The sequence below is a fragment of the Kitasatospora sp. NPDC034533 genome, from assembly GCF_055575155.1.
In genome coordinates, this window is record NZ_JBVITE010000004.1 from 88,730 (window position 1) to 102,820 (window position 14,091).

The window sequence follows — 14,091 nt, forward strand, 5'->3', positions numbered from 1 at the left end:
TCCGCCGCAGGTCGGAGCACTGCTTCCGGGGCGGGGCGTGCGCTCCTCCGTACGGGGGAGGGCCCTACTGCGTCCGTAGTACGCAAACGGCCTGCACAGAGATGACGACGGATGACGGGCCGGCGATCAAGGATTGGTCATGCTGCGGCGGACCGCGTCCACCAGGACGTCCGGCCCGCCGTGGTGCGTCCCGTTCCGAGAACCCCATCCGAAGGAGTCCGCTCTCCCGTGGCCACGTTCCTCTACCGTCTGGGCCGATGGACCTTCGTCCGGCGCCGACTGGTGACCTTCCTCTGGGTCGCCGTACTGGCCGCCGTCGGGGTCCTGGCGGCCAAGGCGCCCGCCGCACCCGACGACGGCTTCGCGATGCCCGGCACGGAAGCGCAGAAGGCCTTCGACCTGATGAACGAGCGCTTCCCCGGCGGCCACGCCGACGGGGCCTCGGCGCGCATCGTGTTCGTCGCCCCCTCCGGCCAGAAGATCACCGCCGCCCCCAACCAGCAGGCGGTCGAGCGCACGGTCGACGAGGTCGCCAAGTCCGAGCAGGTCACCGGCGCGGTGAACCCGTTCAAGACGCAGGGCGCCGTCTCCAAGGACGGCACCACCGCGTACGCGACGGTCAACTACTCCGCCAAGGCGGGCGAGGTCTCCAAGGCCGCCACCGACACCCTGGAGCAGGCCGCCCAGCACGGCCGGGACGCCGGGCTCAAGGTCGAGATCGGCGGCAACGCGCTGATGGCCAAGCCCGAGGCGGGGGGCAGCAGCGAGGCGATCGGCATGGCGCTGTCCGCCGTCGTCCTGGTGATCACCTTCGGCTCGCTGCTCGCGGCCGGACTGCCGCTGTTCACCGCGATCGTCGGCGTCGGCCTCGGCATGTCGCTGATCACGGCGCTCGGCAGCACGCTCGGGCTCTCCTCCACCACCGGCACGCTCGCGATGATGCTCGGCCTCGCGGTCGGCATCGACTACGCGCTGTTCATCGTCTCCCGCTACCGCGCGGAGCTCGCCGAGGGCCGGGCACCCCAGGAGGCGGCCGGCCGGGCGGTCGGCACCGCCGGGTCCGCGGTGGTCTTCGCCGGCCTCACCGTGGTGATCGCGCTCGCCGGCCTCTCCGTGGTCGGCATCCCGATCCTGGCCAAGATGGGCATGGCCGCCGCCGGGACGGTCGTCATCGCCGTGCTGGTCGCGCTCACCCTGGTCCCCGCGCTGCTCGGCTTCCTCGGCCGCAGGGCGCTGCCGCGCAAGGCCCGCAAGGCCCGCGGTGCGGCGGCTCCGGCCGCGAAGGAGAACGGCGGCGCCCGCTGGGCCCGCTTCGTCGTGCGCCGTCCGCTCGCGGTGCTGCTCGGCGGTGTGATCGGCCTCGGGGTGCTCGCCGCCCCGGCGCTCGACCTGCGACTCGGTCTGCCGGGTGACGAGGCCAAGCCGACCTCGACCACCCAGCGCCGCGCCTACGACCTGCTCTCCGAGGGCTTCGGCCCGGGCTTCAACGGCCCGTTGATGGTCATGGTCGACGTCAAGGGCGCCGCCGACCCGAAGGCCGCCGCCAACGAGGTCGAGAAGAAGGTCTCCGGTGTGCCCGGGGTCGTCGCGGTGACACCGCCGGTGTTCAACAAGGCGGGTGACACGGCCATCCTGAACGCCGTCCCGGCCACCGGTCCGAGCGACGCCGAGACCAAGGACATCGTGCACGCCATCCGTGGCGACGCGGCCGGCCTGAAGTCGGCCACCGGGGCGACGGTCCTGGTCAGCGGCACCACGGCGATGAACATCGACGTCTCGCAGAAGCTCTCCGACGCGCTGCTGCCCTACCTCGCCGTGGTCGTCGGCCTGGCCGTCCTGCTGCTGCTGGTGGTCTTCCGCTCCGTCCTCGTCCCGCTGAAGGCGGCGCTCGGCTTCCTGCTCTCGGTGGCCGCCGCGCTCGGCGCCGTGGTCGCCGTCTTCCAGTGGGGCTGGCTGGCCGATCTGATCGGCGTGGAGCAGACCGGGCCGGTGATGAGCATGATGCCGATCTTCATGATCGGTGTGGTCTTCGGCCTCGCCATGGACTACGAGGTCTTCCTCGTCACCCGGATCCGCGAGGGCTTCGTCCACGGCGAGTCCCCCGACGAGGCGATCGTCACCGGTTTCCGGCACAACGCCCGGGTGGTCACCGCCGCCGCGTTCATCATGATCGCCGTCTTCGCCGGCTTCATCGGGATGAGTGAGCCGATGATCAAGATGATGGGTCTGGGCCTCGCCGCCGCCGTCGCCTTCGACGCCTTCATCGTCCGGATGACGGTCGTCCCGGCCGTCCTCGCCCTGCTCGGCCGCCGCGCCTGGTGGCTGCCGGGCTGGCTCGACCGGCTGATACCGGACGTGGACGTCGAGGGCAGCAAGCTGGAGGCCGCCGCCCCCGAGTCCACCCCGGACCGGGCCCCGGTCACCGTCTGACAGCCGGTACCGCCCGCCCGGCCCGGCCCGCCGTGACGGGGGCCGGGCCGGGCGCCACCCAGGATCTGCCCGGCACTGCCGGGACCAGGTCCGGCGCCGGTCGGCTCGGACGCTCGTTCGGGCCCAACCGTTACCGTTGATGTCAGGGGCCGTCGCACGCGCGACGGCCCCCGACCGCGCCCCGCCGTCCCCCCTCGCCGGGGCCGGCGCGGCACGAACCGGCACCGCCCGGCGAGGGCGCGGCCAGCCCCCCGACCCGGAGAACACGAGCATGAGCGACACCTGGCAGCGCCTTCGCCGCGACCATCCCCGGCTGCTCGACGCCGCCGGAGGCATGCTCCTGATCGCGACCACTCTCCTCGGCGCCACCACCGACCAGAACGCAGGGAAGTTCGTCGATGCCGACCCGACGACCTGCGTCCTCGCTCTCATCGCGGCCTTCGCGGTGTTCTTCCACCGCCGCCGGCCGCTCGCGGTGGTGCTCTTCACGCTGTTCTGCACCATGCTGCTCGCCTGGAGCAGCCCCCGGCTCACCCCGATGCTGGCCGCCCCGCTGCTGCTCGCGCTCTACTTCCTCGCCGTCCACACCGACCGCTCCACCGCCTTCCGCGTCTCGGTCCTCACAGCCGTGCTGCTCACCGGGACCGCCCTGCTGTTCGGTCCCGGCGGGGGAATCGGCGAACGGATCAGCGTCCTGGCCTGGGCCCTGCTGCCTGGCGCCCTCGGTGACTCCATCCGCAACCGCCGCGTCCACCTCGCGGCCATCGAGGAGCGCGCCGAACGGGCCGAGCGCACCCGCGAGGAGGAGGCCCGCCGGAGGGTCGCCGACGAACGGATCCGGATCGCCCGGGACCTCCACGACGTCGTGGCCCACCACATCGCCCTCGCCAACGCCCAGGCCGCCATCGCCGTCCACCTCATGGACCGCCACCCCGTGAAGGCCCGCGAGGTGCTCAGCCACATCACCGACGCCACCGGCTCGGCTCTCCAGGAACTGCGCGCCACCGTCGGCCTGCTGCGCCGCGCCGAGGAGCCCGCCCCGCTCGAACCCGCCCCCGGCCTCGACCGGCTGCCCGAGCTGATCGGCACCTTCGAGCGGGCCGGGCTACCGGTCCGGCTCACCGTCGAGGGCGAGGCCCGCCCGCTGTCGCCCGGCGTGGACCTCACCGCCTACCGGATCGTCCAGGAGTCGTTGACCAACGTGGCCAAGCACGCCCACGGCGCGGACGCCGAGATCACCCTGGCCTTCAGCGGGAGCCGGGTCGCCGTCAGCGTCGCCAACGGCCGGCCGACCGCGACCGGCCGCTCCCGTGCCGTGCCCCGGCCCCAGCACCCCCCGGGCGAGAGCGGCTTCGGCCTGATCGGCATGCGCGAACGGGCCGGGGCGATCGGTGGCCGGCTCAGCGCCGACCGGCAGCCCGACGGCGGCTTCCTGGTCACCGCCGAACTGCCGCTGCGCACCGGCGCCCGGGACGACGGCCCCCAGCCGGCGGCCGCCCTCACCGCCGCCGAGGTGGCCCGGGCGGCCCGCACCGCCCGCGTCGACCACCCCGACCGTGCCGCGCGCGCGGACCACACCGACCGCACCGCCGACGCCGTTCGCGACGGCCTCACCGACCGCCCGGCACCAGCCGAAGGACAGGACGACCGCGCCGCCCGAGTGGACCGCGCCGTTCGAGAGGACAGGGACCACGCATGACCATCCGGGTACTGCTCGCCGACGACCAGGCCCTGCTGCGCGGCGCCTTCCGCATGCTGATCGAGGCGGAGGAGGACATGGAGGTGGTCGGCGAGGCCGCCGACGGCCGGGAGGCCGTCGAACTCGCCCGGGCCACCAAGCCCGACGTCGTGCTGATGGACATCCGGATGCCCGGCACCGACGGCCTCGGCGCCACCGCCGAGATCTGCGGCGACGAGGAGCTGGCCGGCACCCGGGTGCTCATCCTCACCACCTTCGAGATCGACGAGTACGTGGCCCAGGCGCTGCGCGCGGGCGCCGGTGGCTTCCTCGGCAAGGGCGCGGACCCGAACGAACTGCTCGCCGCCGTCCGCACCGTCGCGGCGGGCGAGCCGCTGCTCTCGCCCGCCGCCACCCGCGCCGTGATCGACCAGTTGCTGGCCCAGCCCGACCAGGCGTCCGCCACCCCGGCGAGCGAGCGGCTGTCCGTGCTCACCGCCCGTGAGCGCGAGGTGATGTCGATGGCTGCCACCGGCCTCACCAACGAGGAGATCGCCGAGCGCATGTTCGTCAGCCCCTTCACCGTCCGGACCCACGTCCACCGGGCGATGTCCAAGCTGGACGCCCGCGACCGCGCCCAGCTGGTCGCCATCGCCTATCAGACCGGCCTGGTGCCGCCCGGCCGCCCGGCCTGAGCGGACGGCGAGCGGGGCCGGATCGGTGGCGGCCCCGCTCCGCTCCGGTCCGTGCGGTGGCGGCATGCCTGCCGCACAGCCGCCCGGAGATGCCGGCGCGCTCCGGCCACCGCCCGTGGGCCGAGGAGCCCGAGCGGTTCCTGAACGGTCTTCGAACTCCCTGACCACCCCGCCGTCCACCCGGCCCGGGCCTCGCGATACAGCCGGGCCGGACGCCCGGCCAGGACGCCCGGCCAGGACGCCCGGCCAGGACGCCCGGCCGGGGGCACCCAGGCCGGAGCGTCGCCCGCCGGGCCTCAGGGCTTGCGGGCCACCGCGCCGTACATGCTGACCCGGTCGGCACCGGGTGCGGGGGTGGTCTCGGGGCGCCAGAGCGGGACGGTGGTCACGCCCGGTTCGAGGAGGTCGAGGCCGTCGAAGAAGGCCAGGACCTCCTCGCGGGAGCGGCCGACCAGGGGTGCGGTGGCCTTGTCGTAGACGCCGGTGACCCGGTCGCGGACCTCGGGCGGGATGAAGTCCGCGGTGCCGTGCGAGAGGACCAGGTGGCTGCCGGAGGGCAGGGCGTCCAGCAGGGTGGCGACGACCCGGTACGGCTCGTCCTCGTCCCGCAGGAAGTGGAGCACGGCGGCGAGGACGAGCCCGACCGGCCGGGAGAAGTCGAGCAGGTCCACCGCCCGGACCGCCTCCAGCAGGGCCGCGGGCTCGCGCAGGTCGGCCTGGATGACGGTGGTGCGACCGGCCGCCGGGCCTGCCATCAGGGCGCGGGCGTGGCTGAGCACGATCGGGTCGTTGTCCACGTAGACGACCGGCGCGCCCGGCCTGGCGCTCCGGGCGATCTCGTGGGTGTTCCCGGCCGTCGGAATCCCGGTGCCGATGTCGAGGAACTGGTCGATGCCGCTGTCGGCGGTGTACCGCACCGCGCGGGTGAGAAAGCCCCGGTTGGCGCGGGCGGTGGAGCGGAACTCCGGGTTGGCGGCCAGCGCCGTCTCCGCCGCGGCGCGGTCGGCCGGGAAGTTGTCCTTGCCGCCCAGGTAGTAGTCGTACATCCGGGCCGGGTGCGGGATCTCGGGCCGCAGATCGGCCGGGATCCTGACCCCGCCCGACTCCCACGTGTTCTCGTATCCCACGGTCGCCCTCTCCTCCGCCCCGGATCTCGCCGGTGGGGTCCGATCGACCCGCCCCCGGCCCTGCTGGCCGACAGCCTAAAGCCCTGGTCACGGCCTCGGTGCCGGTTGGCCGGGTCACCCCCGTATGTCCCTTTCGGTCACCCCGTATGTCCCTTTCGCCGGGGCCGTCGGGAGGGGAGGGCCCGGGGCTCGCCGCGCGCCGCCGCCGCCCCGGGCGCAGGATGGGAGGTCGGGGCAGTGGAATCAACCGGGACGGGAGGCCGGGCAGTGGTCATCGCAATGGCAGACATCCGCGAGTGGCGCGGCCGAGCCGTGGTCGACGAAAAGGACCGCCGCATCGGCTCCCTGGAGTCCGTCTACGTGGAGACGGCCAGCGACGAGCCGTTCTTCGCCACCGTCACGGTCGGTTTCGCCGGTCGGCGCCGTCTGGCGTTCGTCCCGCTGGACGGGGCGGTGGCCGGGCCGGACTACGTCCGGGTGGCGTACCCGCGCAACCAGGTGAAGCAGGCCCCCGCGATCGGCACCGACGACGTACTGCCGGTCGAGGACGAGCCCGCCGTGTTCGCGCACTACGAGATCCCGTACACGACCGGGGCCAGTGGGGAGCGCCGCCTGGCCCGCCGCTGAGCCGCGGCCGGGACGGGCAGCGGTGAGGGGCCCGGCTTCCGCGCCCGGGAATGAATACCCCACCGGGTACACTTGTCCATCGACAGTCGATGCGAAAGGCGGCCCCGACATGCAGGTGGACGAGGAGGCGGTCGGCGCGGTCCTGAACCGACTGCGTCGCGCGCAGGGCCAGTTGGCCGGAGTGATCGCGATGATCGAGGCGGGTCGGGACTGTAAGGACGTGGTCACCCAGCTCGCCGCCGTCTCTCGCGCGCTCGACCGGGCCGGATTCAAGATCGTCGCGAGCGGCATGCGCCAGTGCATGGCCGGCGCCGAGGAGGGCGCCCCGCCGATGAGTGAGGCCGAGCTGGAGAAGCTCTTCCTCGCCCTGGCCTGACGGGGCCCAAGCACCCTCAAGGAGCACGGTCCGACGAGGGCCGCGGTGGAGGCGTCCACCGCGGCCCTCGTGGCCTGTCCGTGCCGCCGGCCCGGGTCGCCTGTCCGTGCCGCCGACCCGCGTCGCTCGTCCTCTTCGCGTCGCCACGGGCGGCGCCCGGTGGAGTGCCCGAGGAAGTTCCCGCACCGCCCGACACACCGTCATGTGTCGTTCACGCACCGGTCGCCGGCCTTCGGGTGAATGAGGCCCGCCCACCAGTTGTACAGCCAACTGTGGGCGACTCCTCCTCCCCGCCTCCGTGACCAGCCGCCCCCGGCCCCGGTGAGCCGCCCCCGGCCGCCCGAGCCCCGGGCGGCGGACAGGACAACCGTGGCCGCAGGCAGTGCCCTGACGCTCAGTTCCTCCAGCAACCCCGCCGAGAGCCCCACCGAGGGCGACCGGCTCACCTTCCACTGGACCACCGACGCCCCCGACGCCAAGAACTGGGTCGGCGTCTACGACGGCAGCCGCCAGCCCGGCAACGGCGGCTCGCTGCTGTGGAAGTACGCCCCGGGCACCTCGGGCGACGTCCAGCTCGACACCTCCGCGCTGACCGGCGGCCCGTACACCGCCTACCTGCTCGCCAAGGACGGCTACGGCATCCTCGCCCGCACCGAGCCGTTCGCCTTCCGCCCCAAGCCCGCCGTCGTCCGCCCGCACGCCGCCGTCGACGCGTTCACCGCCACGCCCGTCGCCCCGGGCTCCGCCGTGACGGTCAAGCTCGGCGGCCTCTGGTGCCGCCCGGCCGGCAACCCGCCCGGCTCCGCCGCGTACCGCAAGGTCAGCGGCCCGGCCTGGGCCTCCGTCAGCGCCGACGGCACGCTCACCGGCACCGCGCCCGCCACCCCCGGCAAGACCCCCGAGGTGGTCGTCGTCGGCGTCAAGGACAGCGCGGGCGCCACCGACACCGTCACCGTCCTCGTCCCGGTGGCGGACCCGGCCGCCGCGCCCCGGCTCAAGGCCGCCAGCTGGAACCTCCACGACGCGGGCGCGGCCCACACCGACGCGCTGGAGAAGCAGCTTCGGGTGGTCCTCGCCCAGGGCCTGGACGTGCTCGCCCTCCAGGAGACGGCGGGGGAGCGGGCCGCGACCCTGGCCGACGCCCTCGGCTGGTACGCCTACCAGAGCCCGGGCAGCGTCGGCGTCCTCAGCCGGTACCCGCTCACCGACGTCACCCCGCCGACCGCCGACCTGCCCGCCGCCGCGGCGACCCTCCGCCTGCCCGGCGGCCGCACCGTGCGCTTCTGGGCCGCCCACCTGGACGAGGCGGGCTATGGCCCGTACGCCGTCCAGGATGGCCGGACCGCCGCCGAGGTGCTGGCCGCCGAGAACGGCTCGCTGCGGCTGAAGCAGGCCCAGGCGCTGGCCGCCGCCGTGCGCGCGGACATCGCCCGGCGCACCCCGGTGGTGCTGGTCGGAGCGCTCGCCTCGCCCTCGCACCGGGACTGGACGGCCGCCACCGCCGCCGCCCACCAGGGGATCGGCGCGCTCGCCTGGCCGGTCACCGTGGCGCTCCAGGCCGCCGGGCTGACCGACACCTTCCGCGAGGAGAACCGCGACCCGGTCAAGGCCCCGGGCGCCACCTGGTCGCCCACCCGCAAGCGGCGCGGCGACCGCCCGGAGCCCCAGGACCGCGTCGACTACGTCCAGTACGCGGGCCCGCTCAAGCTGGTCGAGGCGCACACCCTGGTCGCCGACTGGCCGCAGCCCGAGCCCGGCGCCGCCGCCAACGAATGGCCCTCCGACACCGCTGCCGCGGTCGCCACCTTCCAGCTCTGAGCCTTCGACTCCGAGCGCCGCCCAGGCTCCCCCAACACCAGCTCCGAGAGGTCAGTTCGCCATGTCCGAGCTCTCCCGCCGCACCTTCGCCGTCGCCACCGCGGCCGCCGGCGCCACCGCCCTGACCGGTCTGACGGCCACCCGGGCCGCAGCCGCCCCGGCCCCGGTCGCAGCCACCAAGCCCGGCTCCCCGCTCACCGGCACCGTCAGGGACGTCAAGCACGTGGTGGTCCTGATGCAGGAGAACCGCTCCTTCGACCACTACTTCGGCACCCTGTCCGGCGTCCGCGGGTTCGGCGACAAGCAGGCGCTCCGGTTCCCCGACGGCACCGACGTGTTCCGCCAGCCCGACAGCCGGCGCAGCGACGGCGGAGTGATGCTGCCGTACCGGATGGACACCGCCAAGTACAACGCGCAGAACGCCGGCGGCCTCCCGCACGACTGGGCCACCGGCCACCAGGCCATCAACAACGGCGCGATGGACAAGTGGATCGCCGCCAAGGGCGAGCGCACCATGGGCTACTTCACCCGCGACGACATCCCCTACCAGTACGCCCTGGCCGACGCGTTCACCGTCTGCGACGCCTACTTCACCTCGCTGGCCGGCCCGACCGACCCCAACCGGCTGTACCTGTGGACCGGCACTTCGGGCCCCGGCCGTGACGGCACCACCGGCCCGTGGATCGACAACACCCCGGTCACCGACAACCCCGTCGCCGACTGGACCACCTACGCCGAGCGCCTGGAGGCGGCCGGCGTCAGCTGGCGCGTCTACCACAACCCCAGCAAGGACGACCGCACCGGTGACTACGACGACAACGCGCTCTCCTACTTCCGGCAGTTCCACGAATTCCCGCACGACGACCCGCGGTACGTCAATGCGATGACCAGGTTCGACCCGGCCGACTTCGACCGCCACTGCAAGGACGGCACCCTGCCGACCGTCTCCTGGCTGGTCGCGCCCTACCTGTTCTCCGAGCACCCGGAGGCCGGTCCGGCCTACGGCGCGCACTGGGTCGACCAGGCGCTGAAGTCACTGACGTCCAACCCGGAGGTCTGGCGGCACACCGTCTTCCTGGTGATGTACGACGAGAACGACGGCTACTTCGACCACGTGGTGCCGCCCACCCCCGAGCCCGGCACCCCCGAGGAGTACACCCAGGGCCGGGCCATCGGACTCGGCAACCGGGTGCCGCTGTGGGTCATCTCGCCCTGGTCGCGAGGCGGTTGGGTCGACTCCCAGGTGTTCGACCACACCTCGGTGCTGCGCTTCATGGAGCTGGTCACCGGGGTGGCGGAGCCCAACATCTCGGCCTGGCGCCGGTCCGTGTGCGGTGACCTCACCAGCTGCTTCGACTTCGCGGCCCCGGACTACTCGATCCCCGAACTGCCCGACACCAAGGCCCTGATGGCCAGGGCCGACGCGGGCACCAAGCTGCCCGGTGTCGCGCTGCCGGCGGTCGGAGCCCAGGCGATGCCGGTCCAGGAGCCCGGCGAGCGCCCGCACCGCCCGCTGCCGTACCAGCCGTGGGCCGACGTCGAGGTGGACCGCAGGACCGGCCGGGTCACCTGCACGATGAGCAACGACGGCTCGGTGGCCTTCCCCTACACCGTCTACCCGAACATCCTGCTGCCCTTCTCCGGCACCCCGTACACCGTCGCCCCCGGCGCCACCGCCCGCCACGTCTGGGACGCCGCCGCGACCGGCGGTCGCTACGACTTCACCGTGCACGGCCCGGACGGCTTCGTGCGCCGCTTCGCCGGCGCCGTGGTCCGCGACGGGCAGGACGGCCAGAACGACGTCGGGGTGCCGATCGTTACCGCCGACCTGCGCGGCAACCGCGAGCTCACCCTGCAACTGGCCAACGACGGGATGACCGACGTGGCCTTCACCGCCGTGCCCAACGACTTCGCGGGCAGCGCGCGGACCGTCTGGGTCAAACCCGGCAAGCAGGCCGAGCTGGCCTGGCCGCTGGACCGGCAGGGCCGCTACGACGTCATCGTGACCGCCCACACCGGCCGGCGCTTCGCCCAGCGCTACGCGGGCTGGGTGCACTGAGCGGTGGCCGACCCGCCGGGGGCGCCGATCCGGTGACCCCCGGCCGTGGCTCGGCGGTCCGGCCGCGGCCCGCCGTTACCGTCGGGCGCATGCAGAAGATCAGCACCTTCCTCTGGTTCGACCGGCAGGCCGAAGAGGCCGCCGCCTTCTACACCACGCTGTTCCCGGACTCCCGGGTCCTCAGGACCACCCGCTACGGCGACGCCGGCCCCGGCCCGGCCGGCTCGGTGATGACCGTCGAGTTCGAGCTCGCCGGCCGCCCCTACACGGCGCTCAACGGAGGCCCCGAGTTCCGCTTCACCGAGGCGATCTCGCTCCAGGTGGAGTGCGACGACCAGCGGGAGGTCGACGAGCTCTGGGCGAAGCTCACCGCCGACGGCGGCCAGGACGGCCCGTGCGGTTGGCTCAAGGACCGCTACGGCCTGTCCTGGCAGATCACCCCGCGGGTGCTGCTCGACCTGGTCGGCGGCGAGGACCGGGCCAAGGCGGACCGGGTCATGGCGGTCATGCTGCGGATGCGGAAGATCGAGATCCAGCCGCTGCTCGACGCGGCCGAGGGGTGAGGCCGTGACCGCCCTCAGCCACCGCGGCATCACCTACCTGCGGGCCACCCCCGAGCGGGTCTGGCACGCGCTCACCAACGCCGACGAGTCCGGCGTGTACTGGGGCCACCGCAACGTCTCCACCTGGCTGCCCGGCGCGCCCTGGGAGCACCAGCGGGCCGACGGCTCCGGCATCGCCGACGTGATCGGCAGCGTCGAGGCGGCCGACCGACCGCACCGGCTGGTCACCACCTGGGCCGGGCCGCAGGAGCAGCGCGCCGGCTGGCCCTCCAGGGTCACCTTCGAGATCCAGGGCTGGCAGGACCTCACCCGGCTCACCGTCATCCACGAGAACCTCGGCGACGAGGCCGCGCGGGCGGACGCCGAGCAGGGCTGGTCGGCGGTGCTCGCCAACCTCAAGACCTACCTGGAGACCGGCCACCCGCTGCCGCAGCAGCCCTGGCTGATGCCCTGAGCACGGCGTCGTCACGGACCGGGCCCCGGCCTCACCCCGACTGGCGCTCCGCCGTGACGGTCGCCCGGCGGCTGCGGGCCCGCTCGCCGCGCGCCAGGCGGCGCAGCCAGGCGTAGCGGGAGAACCGCTCCTGGTTCGCCACCGAGGCCCGGTCCAGTTCCTCCATCAGCCGCCGGCTGCGGTGCTCCAGGTCCATCTCGTCCAGGATGCGGTCCACCTCGGCGAGCATCGAACCGTGCAGCTGCCAGGCCTCCGGGTGCTCCTGGACCTTGCGCAGCAGCATCTGGGCGACGTTCTCCCGGCAGGTCCAGGCCGCCGCCAGCTCGGAGGCCAGCCGCTCCTCGGCCTCCTCGGCGTTGCGGCTCACCTGGGTGGTCACCAGCACCGCGTAGCTCACCATCGCGTCGCCGACGTGTGCCAGCAGTTCCTCCAGCCCCACCGCGACCTCCGGCGGGAAGAGCTCTTCGTCGGGCCCGCGCCGCTTGGCCAGGTCGGTCAGCGAGCGGGCCAGCACCCGGATCACCACGACGCAGATCTCCAGGGTGTCCAGACCGGTCCGCAGCACCAGCCGGGACAGCAGCCCCTCGCTGATCCGGGGGTTGAAGCGCAGGCTGTCCTCGGCCTGGCGCAGCGCCGCGTCCACGTCGGCGATAGCCTGGTCCAGCCGGCGGGCCTCGTGCAGCCGTTCGGCGGCCCGGGCGACCGGGGTGGGGCGGCCCAGTTCCTCGGAGATGTCGAGCAGCAGGTGGCGGGCCCGCCGGGCGAGGTCCTCGATCGACTCCCCGGCGGTGTCCACCCAGACCGGCGCCGCGAACAGCAGGTTGAACAGCAGGCCGACGGCGGCGCCGATGAGCGTCTCCAGCACCCGGTCCCAGGCCTGCGAGGCGAGCTTGGTCACGCCCAGGATCAGCATCGCGCTGATCGCGACCTCCTGGACGAACTCCTCGACCCGGACGAGGCGGCCGACGACCAGCGAGGCCAGGATGATCAGCCCGAGGCTCCACCAGGAGAGCCCGACCACGGCGCTGAACCCGATCGCGATCAGCACGCCGACCACCACCGAGTTGACCCGGCGGACGCTGGTCTTGAGCGTCGAGTAGACGGTGACCTGGACGACCAGCAGCGCGGTCAGCGGTGCCGTCAGCGGGGCGGGCTCGCTGCTGAGCCGCGTCGCCACCGCGAAGGCGATGGTGGCCGCGACGGTGGCCCGGACGGTCTGGACCACGAAGGGGTCTCGGGCGCCGCGGCGGACCAGGTCCGTGAGTGACTCCGGGAGAAGGGCCATGCCGCCCTTCTTTCCCCGCTGCGGCCCCTCACACCGGTTGCCGGGCCGTACGGCACCCGTACGACCGCGTCCACCCGGGGCGGGCGCGGCCGGCGGCCGTCAGCTGTCGCGGTCGAAGCGCAGCTTCCACGGAGCCAGCGCGGACTCGACCTGGACGCCCATGCTCATCTTCGAGGCGCCCTCGATCCGCTCCTCGAAGCGGATCGGCACCTCGCGGATGGTCATGCCGCGCTTGACGACCCGGTAGTTCATCTCGACCTGGAACGAGTAGCCGTTGCTGCGCACGGTCGGCAGGTCGATGGCGCGCAGGGTGCTCGCCCGCCAGGCCTTGAACCCGGCGGTGGCGTCCTTCACCCCGAGGCCGAGGATCGTGTTGACGTAGAGGTTCGCCCAGGCGGAGAGCGCCTTGCGGTGCCAGGGCCACTCCGCGGCGGTCGAGCCGCCGGGGACGTAGCGGGAGCCCAGCACCACGGCGGTGCCGTCGGTCAGCAGCGTCTCGACCATCGCGGGTATCGCCGAGGCGGGGTGGGAGAGGTCGGCGTCCATCTGCACCACGATGTCGGCGCCGTCGTCCAGGGCCCTGGCCATGCCGGCCAGGTAGGCGCGGCCGAGGCCGTCCTTCTCGGTGCGGTGGAGCACGCTCACGGTGCCGCCGGAGTCCGCGGCGAGCTTGTCGGCGATCTCGCCGGTGCCGTCGGGGGAGTTGTCGTCGACGACCAGCAGGTGCAGGTCGGGCACCGGAAGCTCCGCGAGCAGACCCGCGAGCACCGGGAGGTTCTCCCGCTCGTTGTACGTGGGGACGACCACAACGACCTTGGGGGAGGCCTCGACCATGTTCTGTTTCCCTCGTGCCCTTGCCGGCGGCACGCTGCCGTACCGGTCGGATTTCCTGATGACCTGTGGTGGTTGGACCGTGTGAGTGTATCCAGGGGTTCGGGCCTTCCGGTGCCCAGGCGGCGCCGGAAGCCCGTTCGAGCGC

12 protein-coding genes are annotated in these 14,091 nt (G+C 73.6%); 9 read left to right on the forward strand and 3 right to left on the reverse strand.

Features of this window, described 5'->3' with window-relative positions; all coding sequences use genetic code 11:
- Positions 1-228: 228 nt before the first annotated feature.
- The 3 genes from ACZ55U_RS04655 to ACZ55U_RS04665 all read left to right on the forward strand — a co-directional run bounded on the left by ACZ55U_RS04655 (position 229) and on the right by ACZ55U_RS04665 (position 4,803).
- Positions 229-2,430 carry an MMPL family transporter gene (locus ACZ55U_RS04655; protein ID WP_465522395.1) on the forward strand — a complete coding sequence of 734 codons (2,202 nt, stop codon included), beginning with the start codon at positions 229-231 and terminating at the stop codon, positions 2,428-2,430.
- Between the two features lie 271 nt (positions 2,431-2,701).
- Entirely contained in the window at positions 2,702-4,129 is a 1,428-nt protein-coding gene (locus ACZ55U_RS04660) for a sensor histidine kinase (protein ID WP_465522397.1), read from the forward strand.
- Positions 4,126-4,803, forward strand: a complete 678-nt coding sequence (locus tag ACZ55U_RS04665) for a response regulator transcription factor (RefSeq protein ID WP_465522399.1) — start codon at positions 4,126-4,128, stop codon at positions 4,801-4,803. The genes ACZ55U_RS04660 and ACZ55U_RS04665 overlap by 4 nt, the downstream gene beginning before the upstream one ends.
- A 296-nt stretch (positions 4,804-5,099) precedes the next feature.
- Here the strand turns inward: ACZ55U_RS04665 and ACZ55U_RS04670 are convergent, their stop codons facing one another.
- Entirely contained in the window at positions 5,100-5,930 is an 831-nt protein-coding gene (locus ACZ55U_RS04670) for an SAM-dependent methyltransferase (protein ID WP_465522401.1), read from the reverse strand.
- A gap of 279 nt (positions 5,931-6,209) precedes the next feature.
- Here ACZ55U_RS04670 and ACZ55U_RS04675 point away from each other — a divergent pair, with 279 nt between their 5' ends.
- The 6 genes from ACZ55U_RS04675 to ACZ55U_RS04700 all read left to right on the forward strand — a co-directional run bounded on the left by ACZ55U_RS04675 (position 6,210) and on the right by ACZ55U_RS04700 (position 11,827).
- Positions 6,210-6,557 (forward strand): PRC-barrel domain-containing protein, encoded by a 348-nt coding sequence (locus ACZ55U_RS04675; protein WP_465522403.1) that lies wholly within the window; start codon positions 6,210-6,212, stop codon positions 6,555-6,557.
- Between the two features lie 109 nt (positions 6,558-6,666).
- Positions 6,667-6,933 (forward strand): metal-sensitive transcriptional regulator, encoded by a 267-nt coding sequence (locus ACZ55U_RS04680; RefSeq protein ID WP_380703506.1) that lies wholly within the window; start codon positions 6,667-6,669, stop codon positions 6,931-6,933.
- 369 nt (positions 6,934-7,302) lie between these two features.
- A complete protein-coding gene (locus tag ACZ55U_RS04685) occupies positions 7,303-8,751 on the forward strand; it encodes an endonuclease/exonuclease/phosphatase family protein (protein ID WP_465522405.1) in 1,449 nt (482 codons plus the stop codon).
- 61 nt (positions 8,752-8,812) lie between these two features.
- Positions 8,813-10,810, forward strand: coding sequence for a phosphocholine-specific phospholipase C (locus ACZ55U_RS04690; RefSeq protein ID WP_465522407.1), 1,998 nt, complete (start codon positions 8,813-8,815; stop codon positions 10,808-10,810).
- Between the two features lie 89 nt (positions 10,811-10,899).
- Positions 10,900-11,373 (forward strand): VOC family protein, encoded by a 474-nt coding sequence (locus ACZ55U_RS04695; protein ID WP_465522409.1) that lies wholly within the window; start codon positions 10,900-10,902, stop codon positions 11,371-11,373.
- A 4-nt stretch (positions 11,374-11,377) separates the two neighbouring features.
- Positions 11,378-11,827 carry an SRPBCC domain-containing protein gene (locus tag ACZ55U_RS04700; RefSeq protein ID WP_465522411.1) on the forward strand — a complete coding sequence of 150 codons (450 nt, stop codon included), beginning with the start codon at positions 11,378-11,380 and terminating at the stop codon, positions 11,825-11,827.
- A 31-nt stretch (positions 11,828-11,858) separates the two neighbouring features.
- Here the strand turns inward: ACZ55U_RS04700 and ACZ55U_RS04705 are convergent, their stop codons facing one another.
- Both ACZ55U_RS04705 and ACZ55U_RS04710 read right to left on the reverse strand, forming a co-directional pair.
- Positions 11,859-13,112 (reverse strand): FUSC family protein, encoded by a 1,254-nt coding sequence (locus ACZ55U_RS04705; protein ID WP_465522413.1) that lies wholly within the window; start codon positions 13,110-13,112, stop codon positions 11,859-11,861.
- A gap of 99 nt (positions 13,113-13,211) precedes the next feature.
- Complete coding sequence (locus tag ACZ55U_RS04710; protein ID WP_465522415.1) at positions 13,212-13,946, reverse strand: polyprenol monophosphomannose synthase; 735 nt, start codon at positions 13,944-13,946, stop codon at positions 13,212-13,214.
- Between the last annotated feature and the right edge of the window lie 145 nt (positions 13,947-14,091).

What these genes read in the sequence shown, in the direction of transcription:
- ACZ55U_RS04660 (WP_465522397.1), top strand. Translation starts at nt 2,702, where the DNA reads ATGAGCGACACCTGGCAGCGCCTTCGCCGCGACCATCCCCGGCTGCTC.
- ACZ55U_RS04665 (WP_465522399.1), top strand. Translation starts at nt 4,126, where the DNA reads ATGACCATCCGGGTACTGCTCGCCGACGACCAGGCCCTGCTGCGCGGC.
- ACZ55U_RS04675 (WP_465522403.1), top strand. Translation starts at nt 6,210, where the DNA reads ATGGCAGACATCCGCGAGTGGCGCGGCCGAGCCGTGGTCGACGAAAAG.
- ACZ55U_RS04680 (WP_380703506.1), top strand. Translation starts at nt 6,667, where the DNA reads ATGCAGGTGGACGAGGAGGCGGTCGGCGCGGTCCTGAACCGACTGCGT.
- ACZ55U_RS04690 (WP_465522407.1), top strand. Translation starts at nt 8,813, where the DNA reads ATGTCCGAGCTCTCCCGCCGCACCTTCGCCGTCGCCACCGCGGCCGCC.
- ACZ55U_RS04695 (WP_465522409.1), top strand. Translation starts at nt 10,900, where the DNA reads ATGCAGAAGATCAGCACCTTCCTCTGGTTCGACCGGCAGGCCGAAGAG.
- ACZ55U_RS04705 (WP_465522413.1), bottom strand. Translation starts at nt 13,112, where the DNA reads ATGGCCCTTCTCCCGGAGTCACTCACGGACCTGGTCCGCCGCGGCGCC.
- ACZ55U_RS04710 (WP_465522415.1), bottom strand. Translation starts at nt 13,946, where the DNA reads ATGGTCGAGGCCTCCCCCAAGGTCGTTGTGGTCGTCCCCACGTACAAC.